This is a genomic window from Pseudomonas sp. B21-015 (assembly GCF_024749285.1).
In the GTDB taxonomy this organism is placed as follows: Bacteria; Pseudomonadota; Gammaproteobacteria; order Pseudomonadales; family Pseudomonadaceae; genus Aquipseudomonas.
On the sequence record NZ_CP087196.1, the window covers coordinates 2,408,799 to 2,433,936 of the forward strand.

Here is a 25,138-nt window from a genome sequence, read left to right on the forward strand (position 1 = left end):
TCTCTATCCTCACTGAGCCGCGACGGCGGGCGTGTTGAGCAACACGATCGCAGCGGTCACCAGCATGTTGACGAGGGTCAGCGGCAGGCAGAACTTCCAGCTGAAGTCCATCACTTGGTCATACCGTGGGCGCGGAATCGAGGCGCGCAGCAGGATGAAGAACATGATGAAGAACGCGGTTTTCAGTGCGAACCAGATGAACGGGATCTGCGGCAGAATGCCGAACGGACCGTGCCAGCCACCGAAGAACAAGGTCACCAGCAGCGCCGAAATCAACACGATGCCGATGTACTCGCCGACGAAGAACATGCCCCATTTCATACCGGCGTATTCAATGTGGTAACCGTCGGCCAGTTCCTGTTCCGCTTCCGGCTGGTCGAACGGGTGACGGTGAGTCACGGCGACGCCAGCGATGAAGAAGGTCAGGAAGCCGAAGATCTGCGGAATGACGAACCACAGGTTCTGCGCCTGGTACTCAACGATGTCGCGCATGTTGAACGAGCCGACCTGGATCACGATGCCCATCAGCGACAGGCCCATGAACACTTCGTACGACACGGTTTGTGCCGAGGCCCGCAAGCTGCCCAACAGGGCGAACTTGTTGTTACTCGACCAGCCGGCGAACAGCACCGCGTAGACCGACAGACCGGCCATGGCGAAGAAGAACAGGATGCCGATGTTGATATCCGCCACACCCCAGGTCGGGGTGATCGGGATGATTGCGAAGGCAATCAGCAAGGCGCTCATGGCCACGACCGGCGCCAACGTGAAGATCACTTTGTCGGCGAACGGCGGGGTCCAGTCTTCCTTGAAGAACATCTTGATCATGTCGGCCGCAATCTGGAACGCGCCGAACGGGCCGACGCGGTTCGGACCGTAACGGTCCTGCCAGAGGGCGAGCAGACGACGCTCGACCCAGCTCAGCAGCGCGCCGCAGACCACTACGGCGAGCAGAATCACGATGGCCTTGAGGACCGCGATGATCACGTCAATCACTTCAGGCGTGAACCAGGTCATTGAGCTGCCTCCTGCAGACCGTCAACGGACTTGCCAAAGATCGCCGGCGGAATGCCGGCGATACCGGCCGGCAATGCGACCAGACCGGCACCCAGCTCTTCGTTGATGCGCAGCGGCAGACGCAGGGTCTGGCCGGCCACGTTCAGGCTCAGCAGGGCACCGTCATTGACGCCCAGGCGATCGGCTTCGGACTTGGCCAGCGACACGTAGGCGGCTGGAATGCGTTCCTGCACCGGTGCGGCTTTGGAAGAGTTCTCTTCGCTGCCGAACAGGTGGAAGAACGGCACGACCTGCCAGGTGCCCGGAGCCGGGTTGAACGCGCGCGGAACACTGGCGAACCAGTTCAGCGAATCACCGGTGCTTTCGATCAGGCGAGTGCCCGGGTCGCCAGCGCGGATGTGACCACCGACTTCGTCCTGGAACTTGTTCCAGGCTTGCGGCGAGTTCCAGCCCGGAGACCAGGCGAATGGCACTTGCTGACGCGGTTCGACCGAGCCCGAGTAACCTTCCATGGAGAACGAGAACGCGGTGTCGTTGTCTTGGGAAGTACGCGGTTCATGCACGCTGATGTCGGCGCGCATGGCGGTACGACCGGAGTAACGCAGCGGTTCACGCGCCAGTTTCAGGCCTTTGATGCGGAACGCGGCGGACGGTGCGGCATCGACGATGCGCGCCAGTTGCGGTTTGCTCGCAGCAACGGCAGCGGTGACGTGGTCCAGTTGGGTCCAGTCGATCGGCTGGTTCAGCAAGGTCGAACGCAGGGCATGCAGCCAACGCCAGCCTTCGTGAACCAGGATGCTTGCGTCGAGGTAAGTCGGGTCGAAGACCTGGAAGAAGCGCTGGGCGCGGCCTTCCTGGCTGACCAGCGTACCGTCGCCTTCAGCGAAGCTGGCGGCTGGCAGAACCAGGTGCGCGCGATCGCTGGTGGCGGTTTTCTGATGGTCCGCCACGATCACCACTTTGGCGGCGTTCAGGGCAGCATCGACACGAGCTTTGTCGGTGCGGGTGTACAGATCGTTTTCCAGCACGACGATGGCGTCAGCTTTACCGTCGATCACCGCTTGCAGCGCAGCGTCTACCGATTCGCCACCGAGCATGGCCAGGCCGAGGCTGTTGGCCTCTGGCACGATCAGGCTGATGGAGCCGTTCTTCTCGCGCAGCTTCAGGGCTTTTGCAATGTTTGCAGCAGCCTCAATCAACGCCTTGGAACCCAGCGAGGTGCCGGCAATGATCAACGGACGCTTGGCAGCGAGCAGGGCGTCGGCAATGCGCTTGGCCAGCTCGAGGGCTTCGGCATCCAGGCCTTCAACCGCAGGAGCGCTGGCGTCGAGGGCGTGAGCCACGGCGAAACCGATGCGGGCCAGGTCGTCTGGCGCTGCGTGAACGCATTCTTCAGCGATGTCGTCGAGCTTGGTTTCAGCCAGGCTGGCGATGAACAGCGGGTTCAGTTCGTGCTGGCCGATGTTCTTTACCGCAGCATCGAGCCACGGCTGAACGCGCATGGCGTCGGCCATGTCTTCGGCCTTGCCCTTGACCGATTGGCGCAGGGCCAGGGCCATGCGCGCAGCGGTCTGGGTCAGGTCTTCGCCGAGGACGAAAATCGCATCGTGGTCTTCGATGTCGCGCATGTTCGGGATCGGCAGCGGGCTGTCTTTGAGCACCTGCACCACCAGACGAATGCGCTCAAGTTCAGCGGCTTCGATGCCGGAGTAGAAGTGCTCGGCGCCGACCAGTTCCAGCAACGCGTAGTTGCTTTCGAGGCTGGCGCGCGGCGAACCGATACCGACGATGTTGCGACCGCGCAGCAGGTCAGCGGCTTTATCCAGTGCTTCGTCGAGGCCCAGCTTGGCGCCGCCTGCCAGCTGTGGCTGACGCGGGCGGTCTTCGCGGTTGACATAGCCATAGCCGAAACGGCCACGGTCGCACAGGAAGTACTGGTTCACCGAACCGTTGAAACGGTTTTCGATGCGACGCAGTTCGCCGTAACGCTCGCCCGGGGAAATGTTGCAACCGCTGGAGCAGCCATGGCAGATGCTCGGCGAGAACTGCATGTCCCACTTGCGGTTGTATCGCTCGGAGTGAGTCTTGTCGGTGAACACACCGGTCGGGCAGACCTCGGTGAGGTTGCCGGAGAACTCGCTTTCGAGGGTGCCGTCTTCAACGCGACCGAAGTACACGTTGTCGTGAGCACCGAATACGCCGAGGTCGGTGCCGCCGGCGTAGTCTTTATAGAAGCGCACGCAGCGATAGCAAGCGATGCAGCGGTTCATTTCGTGGGAAATGAACGGGCCCAGTTGCTGGTTCTGGTGAGTACGCTTGGTGAAGCGATAACGGCGCTCGTTGTGGCCGGTCATCACGGTCATGTCTTGCAGGTGGCAGTGACCGCCTTCCTCACAGACCGGGCAGTCGTGCGGGTGGTTGGTCATCAGCCATTCAACAACACTGGCGCGGAAGGCCTTGGATTCTTCATCTTCGATGGAGATCCAGGTGCCATCGGTTGCAGGGGTCATGCAGGACATGACGATGCGACCACGGGTGTCGTTTTCGTCGGTGTACTGCTTGACCGCGCACTGGCGGCAAGCGCCAACGCTGCCAAGGGCTGGGTGCCAGCAGAAATAAGGGATATCGAGGCCTAGCGACAGACATGCCTGTAACAGGTTGTCTGCCCCATCGACTTCGAGCTCTTTGCCGTCTACGTGGATAGTGGCCATGGTTCAAAGTTCTTCGTTGGCCCGGTGTCAGCGGGCGTGGCTAATGGAATCTTGTTATCCGTCCAAATCCAAACAGCCTCGAAAGGCGTCATCGGACGAAAAGGCGAAGGGCGCGGACCCTTCGCCTTTTTTAAGCGTTTACGCGCCGACTACGATCGGCTTTGCCAGAGGCGGGACGACGGCGCTGGTGGGCGCGATGCCGGCTTCGAACTCTGGACGGAAGTATTTGATGGCGCTGCCCAACGGCTCCACGGCACCCGGTGCGTGTGCACAGAAGGTCTTGCCCGGGCCGAGGAAACCGACCAGACCCAGCAGGGTCTCGATATCGCCTGGCTGGCCTTCGCCGTTCTCGATGGCCATCAAGAGCTTGACGCTCCATGGCAAGCCATCGCGGCACGGGGTGCAGAAGCCGCAGGATTCGCGAGCGAAGAACTGCTCCATGTTGCGCAGCAGGGACACCATGTTGACGCTGTCGTCCACCGCCATGGCCAGGCCGGTACCCATGCGGGTGCCCACTTTGGCGATGCCGCCGGCATACATTTGTGCGTCCAGGTGTTCCGGCAGCAGGAAACCGGTACCGGCGCCGCCTGGCTGCCAGCACTTGAGCTTGTAACCGTCGCGCATGCCGCCAGCGTAGTCTTCGAACAACTCGCGACCGGTAACGCCGAACGGCAGTTCCCACAGGCCCGGGTTCTTGACCTTGCCGGAGAAGCCCATGAGCTTGGTGCCCATGTCTTCACTGCCTTCACGGGCCAACGATTTGTACCAGTCCACGCCGTCGGCAATGATTGCCGGCACGTTGCACAGGGTTTCAACGTTGTTCACGCAGGTCGGCTTGCCCCACACGCCCACGGCGGCAGGGAAGGGCGGCTTGGAGCGCGGGTTGGCGCGGCGACCTTCGAGGGAGTTGATCAGTGCGGTTTCTTCACCGCAGATGTAACGCCCGGCGCCGGTGTGGACAAACAGCTCGAAATCAAAACCCGAACCCAGGATGTTCTTGCCCAGCAGGCCAGCAGCCTTGGCTTCTTCCACGGCACGGTTGAGGTGCTTGGCGGCGGTGGTGTACTCGCCACGCAGGAAGATGTAGCCACGGTAGGTTTTCAGCGCGCGAGCACTGATCAGCATGCCTTCGATCAGCAGATGGGGCAGTTGCTCCATCAGCATGCGGTCTTTCCAGGTGTTCGGTTCCATCTCGTCCGCATTGCACAGCAGGTAGCGGATGTTGATGGATTCGTCCTTGGGCATCAGGCCCCACTTAACGCCCGTGGGGAAGCCTGCACCGCCGCGACCTTTCAAGCCGGAATCTTTCACGGTCTGGACGATATCGTCCTGAGCCATGTCGGCGAAGGCTTTGCGCGCAGCGGCGTAACCGTTCTTGGCCTGGTACTCGTCGAGCCACACGGCTTCGCCGTCGTCACGCAGACGCCAGGTCAGCGGGTGAGTCTCGGCCGAACGCTTGATGCGGTTGGCAGGACCGAAGGAAGTCAGGGTCATACGTAGCCCTCGAGCAATTTGGCAACGCCGGCAGGCTGCACATCACCGAATGTGTCGTCGTCGATCATCAACGCCGGCGCCTTGTCGCAGTTGCCGAGGCAGCAGACCGGCAGCAGGGTGAAACGACCGTCGGCGGTGGTCTGACCCAGGCCGATGCCCAGCTTGCTCTGGATTTCGCTGACCACGGATTCGTGACCACCGATGTAGCAGACCATGCTGTCGCAAACGCGAATGATGTGACGGCCCACTGGCTGACGGAAGATCTGGCTATAGAACGTCGCCACCCCTTCAACGTCGCTGGCCGGGATGCCGAGGATCTCGCCGATGGCGTAGAGCGCGCCGTCAGGCACCCAGCCACGTTCCTTCTGGACGATCTTCAGGGCTTCGATCGACGCCGCGCGCGGGTCTTCGTAGTGATGCAGCTCGTGCTCGATGGCCGAGCGCTCGGTTTCGCTCAAGGCGAAACGGTCTGTCTGGATAAGCGTGCTGTTCATGCTTAGCGGTCCACGTCGGCCATAACGAAATCGATACTACCCAGGTACGCGATCAAGTCCGCGACCATGCTGCCTTTGATCACCGAAGGGATCTGCTGCAGGTGCGGGAAGCTTGGGGTACGAATCCGGGTGCGGTAGCTCATGGTGCCGCCATCGCTCGTCAGGTAATAACTGTTGATGCCCTTGGTCGCTTCGATCATCTGGAAGGATTCGTTGGCCGGCATGACCGGGCCCCACGAAACTTGCAGGAAGTGCGTGATCAGGGTCTCGATGTGTTGCAGGGTGCGCTCTTTCGGCGGCGGCGTGGTCAGCGGGTGATCCGCCTTGTACGGGCCTTCCGGCATGTTGCGCATGCACTGCTCGATGATCTTGATGCTCTGGCGCATTTCTTCGACGCGCACGATGCAACGGTCGTAGGCATCGCCATTGGCCGCCAGCGGGATTTCGAATTCGAAGTTCTCGTAGCCGGAGTAAGGGCGAGCCTTGCGCAGGTCGAAATCGCAACCGGTCGAACGCAGGCCGGCACCGGTGACGCCCCATTCCAGGGCTTCCTTGGTGTTGTAGGCGGCGACGCCGATGGTGCGACCACGCAGGATGCTGTTGTCCAGTGCGGCTTTCTGGTATTCGTCCAGACGCTTTGGCATCCACTCGACGAAATCCTTGACCAGTTTTTCCCAGCCGCGTGGCAGGTCGTGGGCGACGCCACCGATGCGGTACCAGGCCGGGTGCAGACGGAAACCGGTGATGGCTTCGATCACCGTGTACGCCTTCTGACGGTCGGTGAAGGTGAAGAACACCGGGGTCATGGCGCCGACGTCCTGGATGTAAGTCCCCAGGAACAGCAGGTGGCTGGTGATCCGGAAGAACTCGGCCATCATGATGCGGATGACGTCGACCTTTTCGGGCACCTTGATGCCGGCCAGCTTCTCGACCGAGAGCACGTACGGCAGGTTGTTCATCACACCGCCGAGGTAGTCGATCCGGTCGGTGTACGGAATGAAGCTGTGCCAGGACTGACGCTCGGCCATCTTCTCGGCACCACGGTGGTGGTAACCGACGTCCGGCACGCAGTCGACGATTTCTTCGCCGTCCAGCTGCAGAATGATACGGAACGCACCGTGGGCCGAAGGGTGGTTCGGACCCAGGTTGAGGAACATGTAGTCCTCGTTCGGCCCGGAACGTTTCATGCCCCAGTCTTCAGGCTTGAAGCGCGCGGCTTCCTCCTCAAGCTGTTGCTTGGCCAGGGTCAGGCTGAACGGGTCGAACTCGGTGGCGCGGGCCGGGAAGTCCTTGCGCAGCGGGTGACCTTCCCAGGTCGGCGGCATCATGATGCGGGTCAGGTGCGGGTGGCCGGCAAAGTGGATGCCGTACATGTCCCACACTTCACGCTCGTACCAGTTGGCGTTCGGCCAGATGCTGGTGACGCTCGGCAGGTTGAGGTCGCTCTCGGACAAGGCGACCTTGATCATTACGTCACTATTACGTTCGATCGACATCAAGTGATAGAACACAGTGAAATCGACGCCGCTTGGCAGCCCTTGACGCTTGGTGCGCAGACGCTCGTCCACGCCGTGCAGGTCATAGAGCATGACGTACGGCTTGGGCAGGTTGCGCAGGAAGGTCAGGACTTCGACGAGTTTGGCGCGGGCAACCCAAAGCACCGGCATGCCGGTGCGGGTAGGCTGGGCGGTGAACGCCTCGGGGCCAAAACGGTTGTTCAGTTCGACGACCACATCCTGGTCGTCTGCCTTATAAGGCGGGATGTACAGAGCACTGCCTGTAGTCATGGTTATTTATCGCTTTCGGTCAACGTAAAGAATGAAGCCAGTTTCTCGTTTCTTTGTAAGAACAGATCTGGATCAGACTTCGTCGGGGCTGCGCAGGTTGGTGACTGCGATTCGCTGTTCGCGGCGCTGTTCCTTTTGCGAAGGCATCTCGGCGCGGTACACGCCTTGATCGCCAACGACCCAGGAAAGTGGGCGACGCTCCTGGCCAATCGACTCTTGCAAGAGCATCAAGCCCTGCAGAAAAGCTTCAGGGCGGGGCGGGCAGCCAGGCACGTAGACGTCCACGGGCAGGAACTTGTCCACCCCTTGAACGACGGAGTAGATGTCGTACATGCCACCGGAGTTGGCGCACGAACCCATGGAGATGACCCATTTAGGTTCGAGCATTTGCTCGTAGAGACGCTGAATGATCGGCGCCATCTTGATGAAGCAGGTACCGGCGATAACCATGAAATCCGCCTGACGCGGCGATGCCCGGATCACCTCGGCGCCAAAGCGCGCGATGTCGTGGGGCGCCGTGAAGGCGGTGGTCATTTCCACGTAGCAGCACGAAAGACCGAAGTTATACGGCCACAGGGAGTTCTTGCGCCCCCAGTTGATCGTGCCGTTGAGCACGTCTTCGAGCTTGCCCATGAAAATGTTTTTGTGGACTTGATCTTCTAACGGATCGGAAACGGTTTCCCGTTGGCCAATCGGATACTGCTCGTTAGGAGCATCGGGGTCGATCCTGGTGAGATTGTATTGCATTGCCAAAGCCTCATTGTTTCAGCTTCGCTTGCCGCTTACGACGAGCTTCCGGAGCCCAGTCAAGGGCGCCCACTCGGAATAGGTAGACAAGACCTGCCAACAGAATTGCTATGAAAACGAGAGCTTCGACGAATCCGGTCCAGCCGCTTTCGCGGACGGACACAGACCAGGCAAAGAGAAAGAGGGCTTCGATATCGAAGATCACGAAGAGCATCGCGACCAGATAGAATTTGGCTGAGAGCCGCAAGCGGGCGCCACCGGTAGGTAGCATGCCGGACTCGAACGGTTCGTTTTTGCTGCGGCCCCAGGCTTTTGACCCGAGGAGGCTGGAGACGCCGAGCATGAAGGCGCAAAGGCCGCCGACACCCAGAAGGAAAATGGCAAAGCCCCAGTTGTGGGCCATGAGTCCGGTCGCTTCGGGCATGCTGGTAATCCTTAACAGAGAGCAAAGGTCTCTGAGCTTGATAAAGAAATAAGGCAGTGACGATATGTCGCAGCAATCAATCCCGCTGATTTTATGGCTAAACACCCTGCAAGTAAAATTCCTATAGCGAAATTATTTATTGGAATAAGGACATGGCGCGCCTCCAAAGCCCTGTAGCCCATGCGGTTCGGGCATTAGCGGGGGTTTTGTCAAATATGTTCTGTAGGGAATGTAACGAACATAGTTGCCGCTAAATGATAATCAATATTATTTGACGCAGTTTTCAAACTGTTTAACGGGTGAGTGGCTGGGAAGTTGTCTTATATGCGTGTTACTGCAAGTAGCGAGCTCGGTCGTTTTACCTTATTTTCCGGGCCGTGAAACTGCTCTGGATCAATGTGTTTCGCAAAATTCTGTGGGTTAACACGTTCCCTGTGGGAGCCGGGCTTGCCCGCGATGGCAGTGTGTCAGACACGGCAGATGTTGACTGACAGGTCGCCATCGCGGGCAAGCCCGGCTCCCACAGGGTTTTGCAGTGATCGAAAAATCGCAGGCAAAAAAACGCCCCGAACCAGTTGGGGCGTCAGATGGGCGGCTTTGCGGTTAGCTTTTTATTCGGTCCGCAAGGGCCGTTTGCTCATGTACAGCCAATCAGTGGAACTGTTCTTCTTCGGTCGAACCGGTCAGCGCGGTCACCGAGGACGAGCCACCTTGAATCACGGTGGTCATGTCGTCGAAGTAGCCGGTGCCCACTTCCTGCTGGTGAGCCACGAAGGTGTAACCCTTGGCAGCGTCAGCGAACTCTTGCTCTTGCAGCTTCACGTAGGCCGTCATGTCGTTGCGGGCATAGTCGTGCGCCAGGTTGAACATGCTGTGCCACATGTTGTGAATGCCGGCCAGGGTGATGAACTGATGCTTGTAGCCCATGGCGGACAGTTCGCGCTGGAACTTGGCGATGGTCGCGTCGTCCAGGTTTTTCTTCCAGTTGAAGGAAGGCGAGCAGTTGTACGACAGCAGTTGGTCCGGGTATTCCTTTTTGATCGCTTCCGCGAAGCGACGTGCTTCATCCAGATCCGGCTTGGCGGTTTCGCACCAGATCAGGTCGGCGTACGGCGCGTAAGCCAGGCCGCGAGCGATGGCTTGGTCGAGGCCGGCGCGCACTTTGTAGAAGCCTTCCTGGGTACGTTCGCCAGTCACGAACGGCTGGTCGTACGGGTCGCAATCGGAAGTCAGCAAATCAGCCGCGTTAGCGTCGGTACGAGCCAGGATGATGGTCGGCGTACCGGCGACGTCAGCTGCCAGACGGGCAGCGGTCAGCTTCTGTACGGCTTCCTGGGTCGGAACCAGTACTTTGCCGCCCATGTGGCCGCATTTTTTCACGGAGGCCAGTTGGTCTTCGAAGTGAACGCCGGCGGCGCCTGCTTCGATCATGCTCTTCATCAGCTCGTAAGCGTTCAGTACGCCACCGAAACCGGCTTCAGCGTCAGCCACGATCGGTGCGAAGTAGTCGATGTAACCTTCGTCGCCCGGGTTCTTGCCGGCTTTCCACTGGATCTGGTCGGCACGACGGAACGAGTTGTTGATGCGCTTGACCACGGTTGGAACCGAATCCACCGGGTACAGCGACTGGTCCGGGTACATCGACTCGGCGGAGTTGTTGTCCGCAGCCACTTGCCAGCCCGACAGGTAGATCGCCTGGATGCCGGCCTTGACTTGTTGCACAGCCTGGCCGCCGGTCAGGGCGCCCATGCAGTTGACGAAATCTTTCTCAGGGCGGAAGGACGGTTTGGCACCCTGGGTGACCAGGTTCCAAAGCTTCTCGGCGCCCATTTTTGCAAAGGTGTGCTCAGGTTGAACCGAGCCACGCAGACGGACGACGTCAGCAGCGGAGTAATTGCGTGTCACGCCTTTCCAGCGCGGGTTTTCAGCCCAATCTTTTTCGAGGGCTGCAATTTGCTGTTCGCGTGTCAGTGCCATGGAGATAAACCTCGTCGCGTCTTTAATCGAAAGTGGTTCTGGGTGGACAACTCCTGCGTGCCAAGTACGCAACTCAAAGGGCGTACAAGGCTGCTCGCTGACCAGAAGCTTAGGTGGTCAAGTCGGGTTCGGCGGGGAAGACGACGGGATGAACGATGGGCTCGAGGGGAAAGTGAGCAGGTAAGGGCGAACTGGCGAGCGCATTCGGGCGTCGTGGGCCTTGGTGCGAACTTCAGTGTGGTGCCGGGTTACCTAATTACGCTTCCGTCCCTCGGGACAACTTCGTTCCAGTCGGCAACCTCGTCAAACGCACCTTGTGGGCGGTACAGACACGAATCGGCTCGCGGGGTAGGGTGCGAACGGCGATTCGAAAGCCCTTGCCAGGGCCTCTGATTAGCGGGAGCGAGGCCATCATGCCTTTGCTTTTTTGGCTCGTCAAACGTTTTGTAGTGCTTTTTTTAAAGCACTACATCTTTGGTCTAATACGACTAATCAGTCAGTTTTTGGTGCTTTAGTCCAACGTATCGACTTTCACCCGCAGAGTCATGTCATCCCGGCCCTGAGTCGAGTAGCTGCGGGTCAGGCCCTGTTTGTCGGCCTGAGTCTGGCGATTCATGCCGGCCAGGGTGATCCATTCGCCCAGTCGGCCGCTGACTGTTGTGTCGGTACTTTGCACGTTCACTACATCGGGACGTTCCTGGCTCATCCGGTCACGGTTAGTACTGATCGCCAGATGAACGATGTTTCCGGTGACGCTGGCGGTGACGTAGAAGCCCTGGGTGACATTGCGGTATTCGGTCTGGCTGCGCAGGTCGCCATAACTGTCGGTCTGGGTGCTGGTGAGCGGCACGCTTTGGCCGACCTGGATCAGCGCCGGTGCGCCTTCGCTGGCTTGAACCTGCTGGATGCCGCCGTCGCGGCTGTCGGTGCTGCGGTTGATGATGCGAGTCTGACTCGGTGCGGCGCCGTTCACCGAGTAGCCCTGATCGCCCTGAAAGTTGTTTTCGTTGGTATCTACGGTGATTAACAGGCGTTTGGGCGCGGTGTCCAGTTGTGCGAGGAAGGCCTTGAGTTCGTCGATCTTGCCGGGTTCGGCATTGACGATCAGTTGGTTGCCATAGGCGCTGACTTTGCCGTCCTTGCCGATGAAGTTTTGCGCCACCGGCAGCAGGTCGGCGCTGGTGCGGTAGTTCAGGGGCACGATCTCGGTGGCGGCCATGACCGTAAAACTGCAGGTCAGCAGCAGCGTGGTGAGCAGGGTGCGTAGGGACATATCCGTTATCTCCGCAATCAAAGGTTTGATATTGCCAGTTTGTCGGCCCGGCGTGGTGCGAGTTGAATCACAGACAGCAAAACGCCCCGGCATCCGAGAATGCCGGGGCGTTTTGTGGTGTTCCTGATGTGCATTTGTGGCGAGGGAGCTTGCTCCCGTTGGGCTGCGCAGCGGCCCTGAAAATTTGGGGCCGCTTCGCGACCCAGCGGGAGCAAGCTCCCTCGCCACAGGTCTCAGGCGGAGTGACGCACCATGTCCACATGCGGAATCCCGGCTTCCAGGAATTCCTCACTGACCATGCTAAAGCCCAATCGCTCATAGAACGCCGTGGCCTGCACTTGCGCACTCAGCATCTGCTGCTTCAGCCCGCGCTTCTCGGCTTCACCGATCACCGCTTGCATCAGCGCATCGCCAACCTTCAAACCGCGCCAGTCTTTCAGCACCGACACCCGGCCGATGTGACCATCGGGCAGCAGGCGGGCGGTGCCGATCGGAAAGTCGCCTTCGAGTGCGAGGAAATGCACCGCGCCCTCGTCATCGGCATCCCATTCCAGTTCAGGCGGAACGGATTGCTCGGCGACGAATACCGCTTCACGAATGCGCCGGATCTCGGCGTTATCCTTTTGCCAGTCTGCGACACGAACGTGAATTTTATTCATCGGCAAACCCCAGGCTTCCCTGTTTGATCAGTTCACACAGCAGGCCGCGACCGTCTTCATCGCTCAGCCAGTCGCCGAGATTGTCGACGTGCAGCGCATCGGCGGCGCAGATCATTTTCAGCAGCTCGCGCAACTTGCCCGGCAGATAACGGCTCTGGCCGCTGGCGAACAGCAGCAGGTCGTCATCGACTTCCGACCAGGCCAGACGCGCGCTCGGGTTGCGGATCAGCACCGCGCCTTGCTCGAGGCTGGCGAGCAGGTCGTCTTCTTCGATCTCTTCCGGGCCAACCACCAGTTCCGGGTAGCGCGGCTCGGTCATGAACTGGCCGAACCAGGTCAGCAGCAGGCGCTCGTCGCTCATGTGCTCGGCCAGCAGGCTTTTCAGGCGATCGAGGGCGTCGTGCTGGATCTGATGAGGATCAACCGCCGGCAGGGCGTCGGCGTCGGTGTAACGCTCTTCGTCCGACAGGAACTGGCTGAGGAAGTCGGTGAAGTGGGTCAGCACTTCAGCGGCGCTCGGGGCGCGGAAGCCGACCGAGTAGGTCATGCAATCATCGACAGCCACACCGCAGTGAGCCAGGCGCGGCGGCAGGTAGAGCATGTCGCCCGGTTCCAGCACCCACTCATCGGTGGCTTCGAAATCGGCGAGGATGCGCAGATCGGCGTGTTGCAGCAGCGGGCTCTCGGAATCGCACATCTGGCCGATTTTCCAGTTGCGCTTGCCGTGGCCTTGCAGCAGGAACACGTCGTAGTTATCGAAGTGCGGACCGACGCTGCCACCCGGGGCGGCAAAGCTGATCATCACGTCGTCGACGCGCCAGCTCGGCAGGAAACGGAAGTTTTCCAGCAGTTCGGCAACTTCCGGCACGAATTGGTCGACGGCTTGCACCAGCAAGGTCCATTCGCGTTCTGGCAGTTTGCTGAATTCGTCTTCGGCGAACGGGCCACGGCGCAATTCCCAAGGGCGCTCGCCGTGTTCGATCACCAGGCGCGATTCGACTTCTTCTTCCAGCGCCAGGCCGGCCAGCTCGTCGGCGTCGATCGGGCTTTCGAAATCAGGAATCGCCTGACGGATCAGCAGTGGTTTTTTCTGCCAGTAGTCGCGCAGGAATTCCCGTGCCGTGATGCCGCCCAGAAGTTGAAGAGGAGTATCAGGATTCATGTGTAACCTATTGAAAATAAGCACTTTTCAGACGGGAATAAAAACGCCCGGCGCTGCCGGGCGTCTCAAACGGGTAAAGCGGTCGATCAGATGCGTTTGGCTTGCGCCACAGCGTTGCCGATGTAGTTGGCCGGGGTGAGCAGTTTCAGCTCGGCCTTGGCGGCAGCTGGCATGTCCAGGCCGTCGATGAAGGTTTGCAACGCTTCAGGGCTGATGCCCTTGCCGCGAGTCAACTCTTTGAGCTTCTCGTACGGGTTTTCGATGTTGTAGCGACGCATCACGGTCTGGATCGGCTCGGCCAATACTTCCCAGCACGCGTCCAGGTCAGCGGCAATCTTTTGCTCGTTGAGCTCCAGTTTGCTGATGCCCTTGAGGCTGGCTTCGTACGCGATCACGCTGTGGGCGAAGCCGACACCGAGGTTGCGCAGTACGGTGGAGTCGGTCAGGTCGCGCTGCCAGCGGGAGATCGGCAGCTTGCTCGCCAGGTGCTGGAACAGCGCGTTGGCTATCCCTAAGTTGCCTTCGGAGTTTTCGAAGTCGATCGGGTTGACCTTGTGCGGCATGGTCGACGAACCGATTTCGCCAGCGATCGTGCGCTGTTTGAAATAACCCAGGGAGATGTAGCCCCAGATATCGCGGTCGAAGTCGATCAGGATGGTGTTGAAGCGCGCGATCGCGTCGAACAGCTCGGCGATGTAGTCGTGCGGTTCGATCTGCGTGGTGTACGGGTTGAAGCCCAGGCCCAGCTCGTCTTCGATGAAGGCGCGGGCGTTGGCTTCCCAGTCGATCTCAGGGTAGGCCGACAGGTGAGCGTTGTAGTTGCCGACAGCGCCGTTGATTTTGCCCAGCAGCGGAACGGCAGCGACTTGAGCGATCTGACGCTCCAGACGGTAAACCACGTTCGCCAGCTCTTTGCCCAGGGTGGTGGGCGACGCCGGTTGACCGTGGGTGCGCGACAGCATCGGCACGTCAGCGAAGCGGATGGCCAGTTCGCGGATGGCGTTGGCGGTCTGGCGCATCAGCGGCAGCATCACGTCATCACGGCCTTCGCGCAGCATCAGGGCGTGGGACAGGTTGTTGATGTCCTCGCTGGTGCAGGCAAAGTGGATGAACTCGCTGACCTTGGCCAGTTCCGGCAGCTTGGCCGCCTGCTCTTTGAGCAGGTACTCAATGGCTTTGACGTCGTGGTTGGTGGTGCGCTCGATCTCTTTGACGCGCTCGGCGTGCTCCAGAGAGAAGTTTTCCGCCAGGGTGTTCAACACCGCGTTGGCTTCGGCGGAGAACGCCGGCACTTCGCTGATGGCGGGGTGAGCGGCCAGGCGCTGAAGCCAGCGCACTTCAACCAGAACGCGAGCACGGATCAGACCGTATTCGCTGAAAATTGGGCGCAGGGCCTGGGTTTTGCCGGCGTAGCGGCCGTCAACAGGGGAAACCGCAGTGAGCGAAGAGAGCTGCATGGGGTGTTCTCGGACAGTCGGGCAACGAAATGGGGCGCGTATCATACATGAAAAAATCCGCCGGTCCGTTGCCAACTGACCGGCGTATTACGCGTTACTGACTACAAAGCGGTATTGCGGGCGCGGTTCAGCTGCTGCGCATCAGCGGGTAAAGCTCTTTAAGCAGTTTGCGACGGCTGATCACCAACTGCCAGCGATGACCGCCCAACTGCCGCCACAGGCGTGCCGAACGAATCCCGGCCAGCAACAGCGCGCGGATTTTCGAGGCATTGCTCGGTTGCTGCAGGTTGCGCATGTCACCATGCACCTGAATCCGTTGGCGCAAGGTGCTCAGGGTGTCCTGGTACAACGCACCGCAGGCGGCGATCACGTTTTCGTGAGCCGGGCCGAAGTGCTCGACCTGGGACTGAATCTGCGGCAGGCGCTTGCCGATCACGTCCAGCATGTCATTGCGCTTGGCCAGTTGACGCTCCAGCCCCAGCATCGCGAGGGCATAGCGCAGCGGTTCGCGCTGAAGGGTGCTGGGGTCGCGCTCCAGGGCGCCGATCAGGGCGCGGTAACCGTCACGCAGGTTGATGTCGTCACCGCCATAGACTTCCAGCGTGTCCTTGGGGTCGCGAATCAACAGGCTGCCGAGCATGCAGGTCAGGCCGGCTTCGTTGGTCTGGCCGGTTTTGGCGATCTTGTCGACCAGCACGGCGGCGAGAAACACACCGCCCAGGGCTGTCAGTTGCTCCTGAGTCGGGCTCATGAGCGCTGACCCTTGCTGGTCCAGGGTTCGGCCACTTCGATCACGCCGCCGCCGAGGCAGATTTCGCCGTCGTAGAACACCACGGATTGGCCTGGGGTGACTGCGCGTTGCGGGTCATCGAAGGTCGCGCGGTAGCCGGAGGCAGTCTTTTCCAGCGTGCAAGGCTGGTCGCTCTGGCGATAACGCACTTTGGCGGTCAGCTTGCGCGGCTCGGTCAAATCGATCGGGTTGACCCAATAGATGTCCGAGGCGAGCAGGGCGCGGGAGAACAAATAAGGGTGATCATTGCCTTGGCCAACGATCAGTTCGTTGTGTTCCAGGTCTTTGATCAGCACGTACCACGGCTCGTCGCTGGCGTCTTTCAAGCCGCCGATTCCCAGGCCCTGACGCTGGCCAATGGTGTGATACATCAAGCCATGGTGACGGCCGATGACTTCGCCTTCGGTGGTCTTGATCTCGCCGGGCTGGGCCGGCAGGTATTGCTTGAGGAAGTCGCTGAAGCGGCGCTCGCCGATAAAGCAGATTCCTGTGGAATCCTTTTTCTTTGCGGTGGCCAGGTCGTGTTTCTCGGCAATCGCGCGCACTTCGGGTTTTTCCAGCTCGCCGACCGGGAACAGCGTCTTGGCGATCTGTTCGCCGCCGACGGCGTGCAGGAAGTAGCTCTGGTCCTTGTTCGGATCCAGGCCCTTGAGCAATTCGGTGCGACCATCGATGTCGCGGCGGCGCACGTAGTGGCCGGTAGCAATCAGGTCGGCGCCGAGCATCATGGCGTAATCGAGGAACGCCTTGAACTTGATTTCGCGGTTGCACAGGATGTCCGGGTTCGGCGTGCGACCGGCCTTGTATTCGGCCAGGAAATGCTCGAACACGTTATCCCAGTACTCGGCGGCGAAGTTGGCGGTGTGCAGCTTGATGCCAATCTTGTCGCACACGGCCTGAGCGTCCGCCAGGTCATCCATGGCGGTGCAGTACTCCGTTCCATCGTCTTCTTCCCAGTTCTTCATGAACAGGCCTTCCACCTCATAGCCCTGCTCGATCAGCAGGAGAGCGGAAACGGAAGAGTCCACGCCGCCGGACATACCGACAATGACGCGCTTCTTTTGTGTGTCAGAAGGGGCTGGATCACGCATAGGGATTCAATGAGTGTCTTGAAAAAGGACGCGATTCTAGCAGGCCGAAGCCCGCAAGGCTAAAGAGAAGGGCGGATCAGTTCGAGACCGAAGTGTTTGCCGTCCAGATAATCATCGATACAGCGGATGATCAGCTCACTGCGCCAGTTTGCGCGCTGTTGCAGCAGTTCGTCACGCGTCAGCCATTTTGCGCCGACGATGCCGTCGTCCAGCTGATAGTTCGGGCGGTGTTTGAGCGGCTTTGCGGTGAAGCAGACCCGCTGGTAGGTCACGCCGTTGCTCGGGGCGGTGTAGAGATAAATGCCCACCACGCCTGTCGGCTCGACGTCCCAGCCGGTTTCCTCGAGGGTTTCGCGCACGGCGGCTTCGATTAGGGTTTCGTCCGGGTCCAGATGGCCGGCCGGTTGGTTGAGCACCGTTTGTCCGTGCTTGAGTTCTTCGACCATCAGGAAGCGACCATTGTCTTCGACGATGGTGGCGACGGTGATGTGGGGTAGCCAATCCATGAAGCTTCCTCGAATCTTGAATATTGAAATACGGTTACTGTGGGAGCTGGCTTGCCTGCGATTGCGGTGGGTCAGTCGAAATCAATGGTGAATGATAAACCGCTATCGCAGCGGTGCGGCGATCCGACAAGCCAGCTCCCACAGGCTCGGGTTCTGACCGATAAATATGTGTGACCGCCAGAAACAGAAACCCCGGCACTGGGCCGGGGCTTCCTTGCATCCTTACAACCTTAAACCAGCGCAGCGATCGCAGCGTTGAAGGTGTTGCTCGGGCGCATGGCCTTGCTGATCAGCTCGGCATTGGCGTGGTAGTAACCGCCGATGTCCACTGGCTTGCCCTGAACGGCGTTGAGTTCGGCAACGATAGTTGCTTCGTTCTCGGTCAGGGTCTTGGCCAGTTCGCCGAACTGCGCTTGCAGCGCAGTGTCTTCGGTCTGGGCGGCCAGGGCCTGAGCCCAGTACAGCGCCAGGTAGAAGTGGCTGCCGCGGTTGTCGATGTTGCCGACTTTGCGCGATGGCGACTTGTTGTTGTCCAGGAACTGGCCAGTGGCCTGATCCAGGGTCTTGGCCAACACCAGCGCTTTAGGGTTGTTGTAGGTAACACCCAAGTGCTCAAGGGAAGCGGCCAGGGCCAGGAACTCGCCCAGGGAATCCCAGCGCAGGAAGTTTTCTTCCAGCAGCTGCTGAACGTGCTTCGGCGCCGAACCGCCAGCGCCGGTTTCGAACAGACCACCGCCGTTCATCAGTGGCACGATCGACAGCATCTTGGCGCTGGTGCCCAGCTCCATGATCGGGAACAGGTCAGTCAGGTAGTCGCGCAGTACGTTGCCGGTCACCGAAATGGTGTCCTTGCCTTCGCGGGTGCGCTCCAGGGTGAACTTCATCGCGTCGACAGGCGACATGATGCGGATGTCCAGGCCGGAAGTGTCGTGATCCTTCAGGTAAGCCTGAACTTTCTCGATCACTACGCCGTCGTGGGCGCGCATTGGGTCCAGCCAGAAAATCGCTGGAGTTGCGCTTGCGCGAGCACGGTTGACGGCCAGTTTGACCCAGTCCTGGATCGGCGCGTCTTTGGTCTGGCACATGCGGAAGATGTCGCCGGCTTCAACCGACTGTTCCAGCAGAGTGCGGCCAGCGCCGTCGGAAACCCGAACCACGCCATTCGCCTTGATCTGGAAGGTCTTGTCGTGGGAGCCGTACTCTTCGGCTTTTTTCGCCATCAGGCCAACGTTAGGCACGCTGCCCATGGTGGTCGGATCGAAAGCGCCGTTAGCCTTGCAGTCTTCAATCACTGCCTGGTAGATGGTGGCGTAGCAGCGATCCGGGATCACTGCCTTGGTGTCGTGCAGCTGGCCGTCAGTGCCCCACATTTTGCCGGAGTCACGGATCATCGCTGGCATCGAGGCGTCGACGATGACGTCGCTCGGTACGTGCAGGTTGGTGATGCCTTTGTCGGAGTTGACCATGGCCAACGACGGACGAACGGCGTAGACCGCCTGGATGTCCGCTTCGATCTGCGCTTGTTGCTCGGCAGGCAAAGCCTTGATGCGAGCGTACAGGTCGCCGATACCGTTGTTCAGGTTGAAGCCGATCTGGGCCAGCACGTCAGCGTGCTTGGCCAAGGCGTCTTTATAGAACTCGGCAACGATCTGGCCGAACATGATCGGGTCGGAGACCTTCATCATGGTGGCTTTCAGGTGAACCGACAGCAGCACGCCTTTGGCTTTGGCGTCTTCGATCTCGGCGGCGATGAAGCTGCGCAGCGCGTTTTTGCTCAGAACGGCGCAATCGAGGATCTCACCGGCTTGTACGGTGGTTTTTTCCTTCAGGACGGTGGTGGTGCCGTCTTGAGCGATCAGTTCGATTTTGACAGCGTCAGCGGCGTCGATCAGGGCGGCTTTTTCGCTGCCGTAGAAATCGCCGGTGCTCATGTGGGCCACGTGGGACTTGGAGTCTTTGGCCCAGGCGCCCATTTTGTGCGGGTGCTTGCGCGCATAGTTCTTGACCGACAGCGGTGCGCGACGATCGGAGTTGCCTTCGCGCAGAACCGGGTTCACGGCGCTGCCCTTGATCTTGTCGTAGCGTGCCTTGGCTTCTTTGTCGGCGTCGCTGGTCACGGTTTCCGGGTAGTCCGGCAGCGCGTAGCCCTGGGCTTGCAGCTCTTTGATCGCGGCCTGCAGTTGCGGAACCGAAGCGCTGATGTTCGGCAGCTTGATGATGTTGGCTTCAGGCGTAACGGCCAGGTCGCCCAGTTCGGCGAGGTGGTCGGCTACGGCTTTGTCACCCAATTGCTCGGGGAAGCTGGCCAGAATGCGCCCTGCAAGAGAGATATCGCGGGTTTCCACGGCGATATCAGCGGAGGCGGTGAAGGCCTCTACGATAGGCAACAGTGAATAGGTGGCGAGGGCTGGGGCTTCGTCGGTGAAGGTATAGATGATCTTCGAGCGGGTGGGCATATTCGGATTAACTCTCTCTTCTTTGCTAAAGCGTGCACAGAAACTCGAGGGGCGCCGGGTAAGCGCGTTCGTTCAAAGTCATCCATGAGCCGAATGTCGAGGTTTCTTTGCGGTGATGTTGGGTGCATCGGTCGAGCGTCAAGCGGGTGGGCTGCGATAACAGTCCGGCTTTCTCGGGCCCAAAGTCCTCGTAATAGAGAGGTCGGCCGTCGTGACCCTGCGGTCAGCGGCGGCATTATACATAGGTAGCTGGCAATCTGCCGATGGTTCATATGCAACGATTTTCGTCCATTGGTCTAAAGGTCGCAGGCCGGTGTGGGGCGTAGAGTCGTCCATCGTGCTTGAGTTTGGCGCTTTTCCCTTTGCTTTCAGGCTTGTACGTCGCGAACTGTGCAGCTTTGCGGCAGATGGGCGGAACATAGGGTTTGCGTGCCGATTTAACTGGGGTACGCTCGGACGAAGCCAGATGTTCAATCCAAACAATGGAGTTCAGCATGGGATACAAGAAGATTCAGGTTCCAGCCGTCGGCGACAAAATCACCGTCAACGCGGACCATTCTCTCAATGTTCCTAACAACCCGATCATTCCCTTCATCGAAGGCGATGGTATTGGCGTTGATATCAGCCCGGTCATGATCAAGGTTGTCGATGCTGCTGTTAAGAAGGCTTACGGTGGCGAGCGCAAAATTTCCTGGATGGAAGTCTACGCCGGGGAGAAAGCGACTCAGGTTTACGATCAGGACACCTGGCTGCCTCAGGAAACTCTGGACGCGGTCAAGGATTACGTGGTTTCCATCAAGGGTCCTCTGACCACCCCGGTTGGCGGTGGCATCCGTTCCCTGAACGTGGCCCTGCGTCAGCAGCTCGACCTGTATGTCTGCCTGCGCCCGGTGCGCTGGTTCGAAGGCGTACCGAGCCCGGTCAAAAAGCCAGGCGACGTCGACATGACCATCTTCCGCGAAAACTCGGAAGACATTTATGCCGGTATCGAATGGAAAGCTGGTTCGCCGGAAGCGACCAAGGTCATCAAGTTCCTAAAAGAAGAAATGGGCGTCACCAAGATCCGTTTCGACGAAAACTGCGGTATCGGCGTCAAGCCGGTCTCCCTGGAAGGCACCAAGCGTCTGGCGCGCAAGGCCCTGCAGTATGTGGTCGACAACGATCGCGACTCGCTGACCATCGTGCACAAAGGCAACATCATGAAGTTCACCGAAGGTGCCTTCAAGGAATGGGCCTACGAAGTGGCCGCTGAAGAATTCGGCGCGACCCTGCTCGACGGCGGTCCATGGATGCAGTTCAAGAACCCGAAAACCGGCAAGAATGTCATCGTCAAGGATGCCATTGCCGACGCCATGCTCCAGCAGATCCTGCTGCGCCCGGCAGAATACGATGTGATCGCGACCCTGAACCTCAACGGCGACTACCTCTCCGACGCCCTGGCGGCCGAAGTGGGCGGTATCGGTATTGCGCCGGGTGCGAACCTGTCCGACACCGTGGCCATGTTCGAAGCGACCCACGGCACCGCGCCGAAGTACGCCGGCAAGGACCAGGTCAACCCGGGTTCGTTGATCCTGTCCGCTGAAATGATGTTGCGTCACATGGGCTGGACCGAAGCGGCCGATCTGATTATCAAGGGCACCAATGGTGCAATTTCGGCCAAAACCGTGACCTATGACTTCGAACGTCTGATGGAGGGCGCGAAACTGCTGTCGTCTTCTGCGTTTGGTGATGCGCTCATCTCGCATATGTAAGTCGCACATGTAAGCAGATTCATGCAACAAAAAACCGCCCGACTCAAGTGATTGAATCGGGCGGTTTTTTTTGACTGGATGGCAGGTGCGAACTTATGCCGTAACGGTCTGTTGTCCGGCGGGGGCGACGACGCTGTGAATGTCCTGAGCTGCGCCGATATTGACCGCGTGAAGGCCCTTGGGGCCCTGAGTGATGTCAAAGACGACGGGTTGGCCGGCTTTCAGGGTTTTATAACCGTCCATCTGGATGGCCGAATAATGGGCGAACAGATCGTCGTTCTTGCCATCCTCAATGATGAAGCCGTAACCCTTGGCATTATTGAACCATTTGACCTTGCCTTTGTACGTGCCCTTGACCGTCTCGTTGTCCTTGACGCCTGACATACCCATATCCCTCTGCAACAGACTCCATCACTGGAGTATCATCCAGTTCATCCGCAGTCTAATCTTGCAAACAGGATTGACTCCGCGGACCTTTTTTACCCACTGTGGGCTCTATTGTTTGTAACACCGTTTTCCCGATAGTCAAGGTGACCGGGTAGTCGGAGTTGAAATCGTCGATGGGCGCCCCCACCACTGTATTCGCACAACTGACGAACCTTTCTTTCCATGCATGCAATTAGCCAGATTCGACTAACATTCAATCAGGATCGCCCTGATTTACACGACGACGATTCCGCAGGCATTGCTGTTCAGGAGGCTAAGCCTGCTTTACAGGCGCCACCGATGTACAAGGTGGTTTTGTTCAACGATGACTACACACCGATGGATTTCGTCGTCGAAGTGCTCGAGGTGTTTTTTAACCTGAATCGCGAGCTGGCGACCAAGGTCATGCTGGCCGTCCACACAGAAGGACGGGCAGTATGTGGAGTGTTTACCCGCGACATCGCGGAGACCAAGGCCATGCAGGTCAACCAGTACGCCAGGGAAAGCCAGCATCCGCTACTCTGTGAAATCGAGAAGGACGGTTAATCGCCGACCACTTGGGTATGAGGTGAAGCTATGTTAAACCGCGAGCTCGAAGTCACCCTCAATCTAGCCTTCAAGGAGGCTCGTTCGAAGCGTCATGAATTCATGACCGTCGAACACCTGCTGCTGGCCCTATTGGACAATGAGGCTGCCGCCACCGTTTTGCGTGCCTGCGGCGCAAACCTCGACAAACTCAAGCATGATCTGCAGGAGTTCATCGACTCCACCACGCCATTGATCCCTCTTCATGACGAGGATCGTGAAACCCAGCCAACCCTGGGCTTTCAGCGTGTACTGCAACGTGCTGTCTTCCATGTACAGAGCTCGGGCAAACGCGAAGTGACTGGCGCCAACGTGCTGGTCGCGATCTTCAGTGAGCAAGAGAGTCAGGCAGTGTTTCTGCTGAAACAGCAGAGCGTTGCGCGCATCGATGTCGTCAACTACATCGCCCATGGCATTTCCAAAGTGCCGGGGCATGGCGATCACTCTGAAGGTGAACAAGATATGCAGGACGACGAGGGCGGTGAGTCTTCTTCCTCAGGCAATCCTCTGGATGCTTATGCCAGCAACCTCAACGAACTCGCGCGCCAGGGTCGTATCGATCCGTTGGTAGGCCGTGAGCTGGAAGTCGAGCGCGTCGCGCAGATCCTGGCGCGTCGTCGCAAAAACAATCCGCTGCTGGTGGGCGAGGCGGGCGTGGGTAAAACCGCGATTGCCGAAGGCCTGGCCAAACGCATTGTCGACAACCAGGTGCCGGACCTGCTGGCCAACAGCGTGGTGTATTCCCTCGATCTGGGGGCCTTGCTGGCCGGGACCAAATACCGCGGCGATTTCGAGAAGCGCTTCAAGGCGCTGCTCAATGAGCTGAAAAAGCGTCCGCAGGCGATCCTGTTCATCGACGAGATCCACACCATCATCGGTGCGGGCGCTGCGTCGGGTGGCGTCATGGATGCCTCGAACCTGCTCAAGCCATTGCTGTCGTCCGGCGATATTCGCTGCATCGGTTCGACCACGTTCCAGGAGTTCCGCGGAATCTTCGAGAAGGACCGTGCTCTGGCCCGGCGCTTCCAGAAGGTCGATGTGTCGGAACCTTCGGTGGAAGACACCATTGGCATCCTGCGCGGCCTGAAAGGGCGTTTCGAAGCGCACCACAACATCGAATACAGCGATGAAGCCCTGCGCGCCGCTGCTGAACTGGCCTCGCGTTACATCAATGACCGGCACATGCCGGACAAGGCCATCGACGTCATCGACGAGGCGGGCGCCTATCAGCGTCTGCAACCGATCGAGAAGCGCGTGAAACGCATCGAAGTGCCTCAGGTCGAGGACATCGTCGCGAAGATCGCGCGAATTCCGCCAAAACACGTCACCAGTTCCGACAAAGAACTGCTGCGTAACCTTGAGCGTGACCTGAAACTCACGGTATTTGGCCAGGATGCCGCGATCGACTCGCTGTCGACCGCGATCAAACTGTCCCGTGCCGGCCTCAAGTCACCTGACAAGCCCGTCGGTTCGTTCCTGTTCGCAGGGCCGACCGGTGTCGGTAAAACCGAGGCTGCGCGGCAACTGGCCAAGGCGTTGGGAGTCGAACTGGTTCGCTTCGACATGTCCGAGTACATGGAGCGCCACACCGTATCGCGTCTGATCGGTGCGCCTCCAGGCTATGTCGGGTTCGATCAGGGCGGTCTGCTGACCGAGGCCATCACCAAGCAGCCTCACTGCGTGCTGTTGCTCGATGAAATCGAGAAGGCGCACCCGGAAGTCTTCAACCTGCTGTTGCAGGTCATGGACCACGGTACGCTAACCGATAACAACGGGCGCAAGGCGGACTTCCGTAACGTGATCGTCATCATGACGACCAACGCCGGTGCCGAGACGGCAGCGCGTGCTTCGATCGGTTTCACCTATCAGGATCACTCGTCCGATGCGATGGAAGTGATCAAGAAGAGCTTCACGCCGGAGTTCCGTAACCGTCTGGACACCATTATCCAGTTTGGTCGCCTCAGTCATGAGGTCATCAAAAGCGTGGTGGACAAGTTCCTTACCGAACTGCAGGCGCAACTGGAAGACAAGCGTGTGCAGCTGGAAGTGACCGATGCGGCGCGTAGTTGGCTGGCTGCGGGTGGCTACGATACGGCGATGGGTGCTCGACCAATGGCGCGTTTGATCCAGGACAAAATCAAGCGTCCGCTGGCGGAAGAGATCCTCTTTGGCGAACTGGCCGACCATGGCGGTGTAGTACACATCGACATCAAGGACGGCGAGCTGACCTTCGAGTTCGAGACCACGGCTGAAATGGCCTGACGTTAACCGCAACAAAGCAAAAGGCGCCGAGAGGCGCCTTTTGCTGTCTGGTCGATTTCAAGCGATAAA

20 protein-coding genes are annotated in these 25,138 nt (G+C 59.3%); 3 read left to right on the forward strand and 17 right to left on the reverse strand.

Going from position 1 to position 25,138, the window contains the following annotated elements; genetic code table 11:
* Positions 1 to 9: 9 nt before the first annotated feature.
* The 16 genes from nuoH to LOY38_RS11050 form a co-directional block, all read right to left on the reverse strand.
* The gene (gene nuoH / locus LOY38_RS10975) at positions 10 to 1,017 is read right to left on the reverse strand and encodes an NADH-quinone oxidoreductase subunit NuoH (RefSeq protein WP_008146046.1); all 1,008 of its coding nucleotides are present in this window, start codon (positions 1,015 to 1,017) and stop codon (positions 10 to 12) included.
* Complete coding sequence (nuoG, locus tag LOY38_RS10980; RefSeq protein WP_258700031.1) at positions 1,014 to 3,728, reverse strand: NADH-quinone oxidoreductase subunit NuoG; 2,715 nt, start codon at positions 3,726 to 3,728, stop codon at positions 1,014 to 1,016. The genes nuoH and nuoG overlap by 4 nt, the downstream gene beginning before the upstream one ends.
* A 138-nt stretch (positions 3,729 to 3,866) precedes the next feature.
* Positions 3,867 to 5,222, reverse strand: coding sequence for an NADH-quinone oxidoreductase subunit NuoF (gene nuoF, locus LOY38_RS10985; RefSeq protein WP_258700032.1), 1,356 nt, complete (start codon positions 5,220 to 5,222; stop codon positions 3,867 to 3,869).
* Positions 5,219 to 5,716: an NADH-quinone oxidoreductase subunit NuoE gene (gene nuoE, locus LOY38_RS10990; RefSeq protein ID WP_007970445.1), complete on the reverse strand. Its 498-nt coding sequence runs from the start codon at positions 5,714 to 5,716 to the stop codon at positions 5,219 to 5,221. The genes nuoF and nuoE overlap by 4 nt, the downstream gene beginning before the upstream one ends.
* A 2-nt stretch (positions 5,717 to 5,718) precedes the next feature.
* Positions 5,719 to 7,503 (reverse strand): NADH-quinone oxidoreductase subunit C/D, encoded by a 1,785-nt coding sequence (gene nuoC, locus LOY38_RS10995; RefSeq protein WP_258700033.1) that lies wholly within the window; start codon positions 7,501 to 7,503, stop codon positions 5,719 to 5,721.
* A 72-nt stretch (positions 7,504 to 7,575) separates the two neighbouring features.
* Positions 7,576 to 8,250: an NADH-quinone oxidoreductase subunit B family protein gene (locus tag LOY38_RS11000; RefSeq protein WP_050682721.1), complete on the reverse strand. Its 675-nt coding sequence runs from the start codon at positions 8,248 to 8,250 to the stop codon at positions 7,576 to 7,578.
* Between the two features lie 10 nt (positions 8,251 to 8,260).
* Positions 8,261 to 8,674, reverse strand: a complete 414-nt coding sequence (locus LOY38_RS11005) for an NADH-quinone oxidoreductase subunit A (RefSeq protein WP_007905050.1) — start codon at positions 8,672 to 8,674, stop codon at positions 8,261 to 8,263.
* Positions 8,675 to 9,325: 651 nt separating this feature from the next.
* The gene (gene aceA / locus LOY38_RS11010) at positions 9,326 to 10,651 is read right to left on the reverse strand and encodes an isocitrate lyase (RefSeq protein ID WP_258700034.1); all 1,326 of its coding nucleotides are present in this window, start codon (positions 10,649 to 10,651) and stop codon (positions 9,326 to 9,328) included.
* A 511-nt stretch (positions 10,652 to 11,162) separates the two neighbouring features.
* Entirely contained in the window at positions 11,163 to 11,924 is a 762-nt protein-coding gene (locus LOY38_RS11015) for a secretin N-terminal domain-containing protein (protein WP_258700035.1), read from the reverse strand.
* A 233-nt stretch (positions 11,925 to 12,157) separates the two neighbouring features.
* Entirely contained in the window at positions 12,158 to 12,583 is a 426-nt protein-coding gene (locus tag LOY38_RS11020) for a GNAT family N-acetyltransferase (RefSeq protein WP_258700036.1), read from the reverse strand.
* Positions 12,576 to 13,745: a cupin domain-containing protein gene (locus LOY38_RS11025; protein ID WP_258700037.1), complete on the reverse strand. Its 1,170-nt coding sequence runs from the start codon at positions 13,743 to 13,745 to the stop codon at positions 12,576 to 12,578. The genes LOY38_RS11020 and LOY38_RS11025 overlap by 8 nt, the downstream gene beginning before the upstream one ends.
* Positions 13,746 to 13,831: 86 nt before the next feature.
* Positions 13,832 to 15,202, reverse strand: coding sequence for an adenylosuccinate lyase (gene purB / locus LOY38_RS11030; protein WP_007940861.1), 1,371 nt, complete (start codon positions 15,200 to 15,202; stop codon positions 13,832 to 13,834).
* A 127-nt stretch (positions 15,203 to 15,329) separates the two neighbouring features.
* Positions 15,330 to 15,953 (reverse strand): high frequency lysogenization protein HflD, encoded by a 624-nt coding sequence (gene hflD / locus LOY38_RS11035; RefSeq protein WP_258700038.1) that lies wholly within the window; start codon positions 15,951 to 15,953, stop codon positions 15,330 to 15,332.
* The gene (mnmA, locus tag LOY38_RS11040; protein WP_258615884.1) at positions 15,950 to 17,083 is read right to left on the reverse strand and encodes a tRNA 2-thiouridine(34) synthase MnmA; all 1,134 of its coding nucleotides are present in this window, start codon (positions 17,081 to 17,083) and stop codon (positions 15,950 to 15,952) included. The genes hflD and mnmA overlap by 4 nt, the downstream gene beginning before the upstream one ends.
* 59 nt (positions 17,084 to 17,142) lie before the next feature.
* Positions 17,143 to 17,589, reverse strand: a complete 447-nt coding sequence (locus tag LOY38_RS11045; RefSeq protein WP_258700039.1) for an NUDIX hydrolase — start codon at positions 17,587 to 17,589, stop codon at positions 17,143 to 17,145.
* A 230-nt stretch (positions 17,590 to 17,819) separates the two neighbouring features.
* Positions 17,820 to 20,045: an NADP-dependent isocitrate dehydrogenase gene (locus LOY38_RS11050; RefSeq protein ID WP_258700040.1), complete on the reverse strand. Its 2,226-nt coding sequence runs from the start codon at positions 20,043 to 20,045 to the stop codon at positions 17,820 to 17,822.
* Positions 20,046 to 20,539: 494 nt separating this feature from the next.
* Here LOY38_RS11050 and icd point away from each other — a divergent pair, with 494 nt between their 5' ends.
* On the forward strand, positions 20,540 to 21,796 hold the full coding sequence (gene icd / locus LOY38_RS11055; RefSeq protein ID WP_007905029.1) for an NADP-dependent isocitrate dehydrogenase: 1,257 nt from the start codon (positions 20,540 to 20,542) through the stop codon (positions 21,794 to 21,796).
* A gap of 93 nt (positions 21,797 to 21,889) precedes the next feature.
* On the opposite strand, the gene cspD is transcribed toward icd, so the two are convergent.
* Positions 21,890 to 22,180, reverse strand: a complete 291-nt coding sequence (cspD, locus tag LOY38_RS11060) for a cold shock domain-containing protein CspD (RefSeq protein WP_258700041.1) — start codon at positions 22,178 to 22,180, stop codon at positions 21,890 to 21,892.
* A 225-nt stretch (positions 22,181 to 22,405) separates the two neighbouring features.
* On the opposite strand from cspD, the gene clpS reads away from it, so the two are divergent.
* Both clpS and clpA read left to right on the forward strand, forming a co-directional pair.
* Positions 22,406 to 22,768: an ATP-dependent Clp protease adapter ClpS gene (gene clpS / locus LOY38_RS11065; RefSeq protein WP_015094394.1), complete on the forward strand. Its 363-nt coding sequence runs from the start codon at positions 22,406 to 22,408 to the stop codon at positions 22,766 to 22,768.
* A 30-nt stretch (positions 22,769 to 22,798) separates the two neighbouring features.
* Positions 22,799 to 25,069, forward strand: coding sequence for an ATP-dependent Clp protease ATP-binding subunit ClpA (clpA, locus tag LOY38_RS11070; RefSeq protein ID WP_258700042.1), 2,271 nt, complete (start codon positions 22,799 to 22,801; stop codon positions 25,067 to 25,069).
* Positions 25,070 to 25,138: the final 69 nt, after the last annotated feature.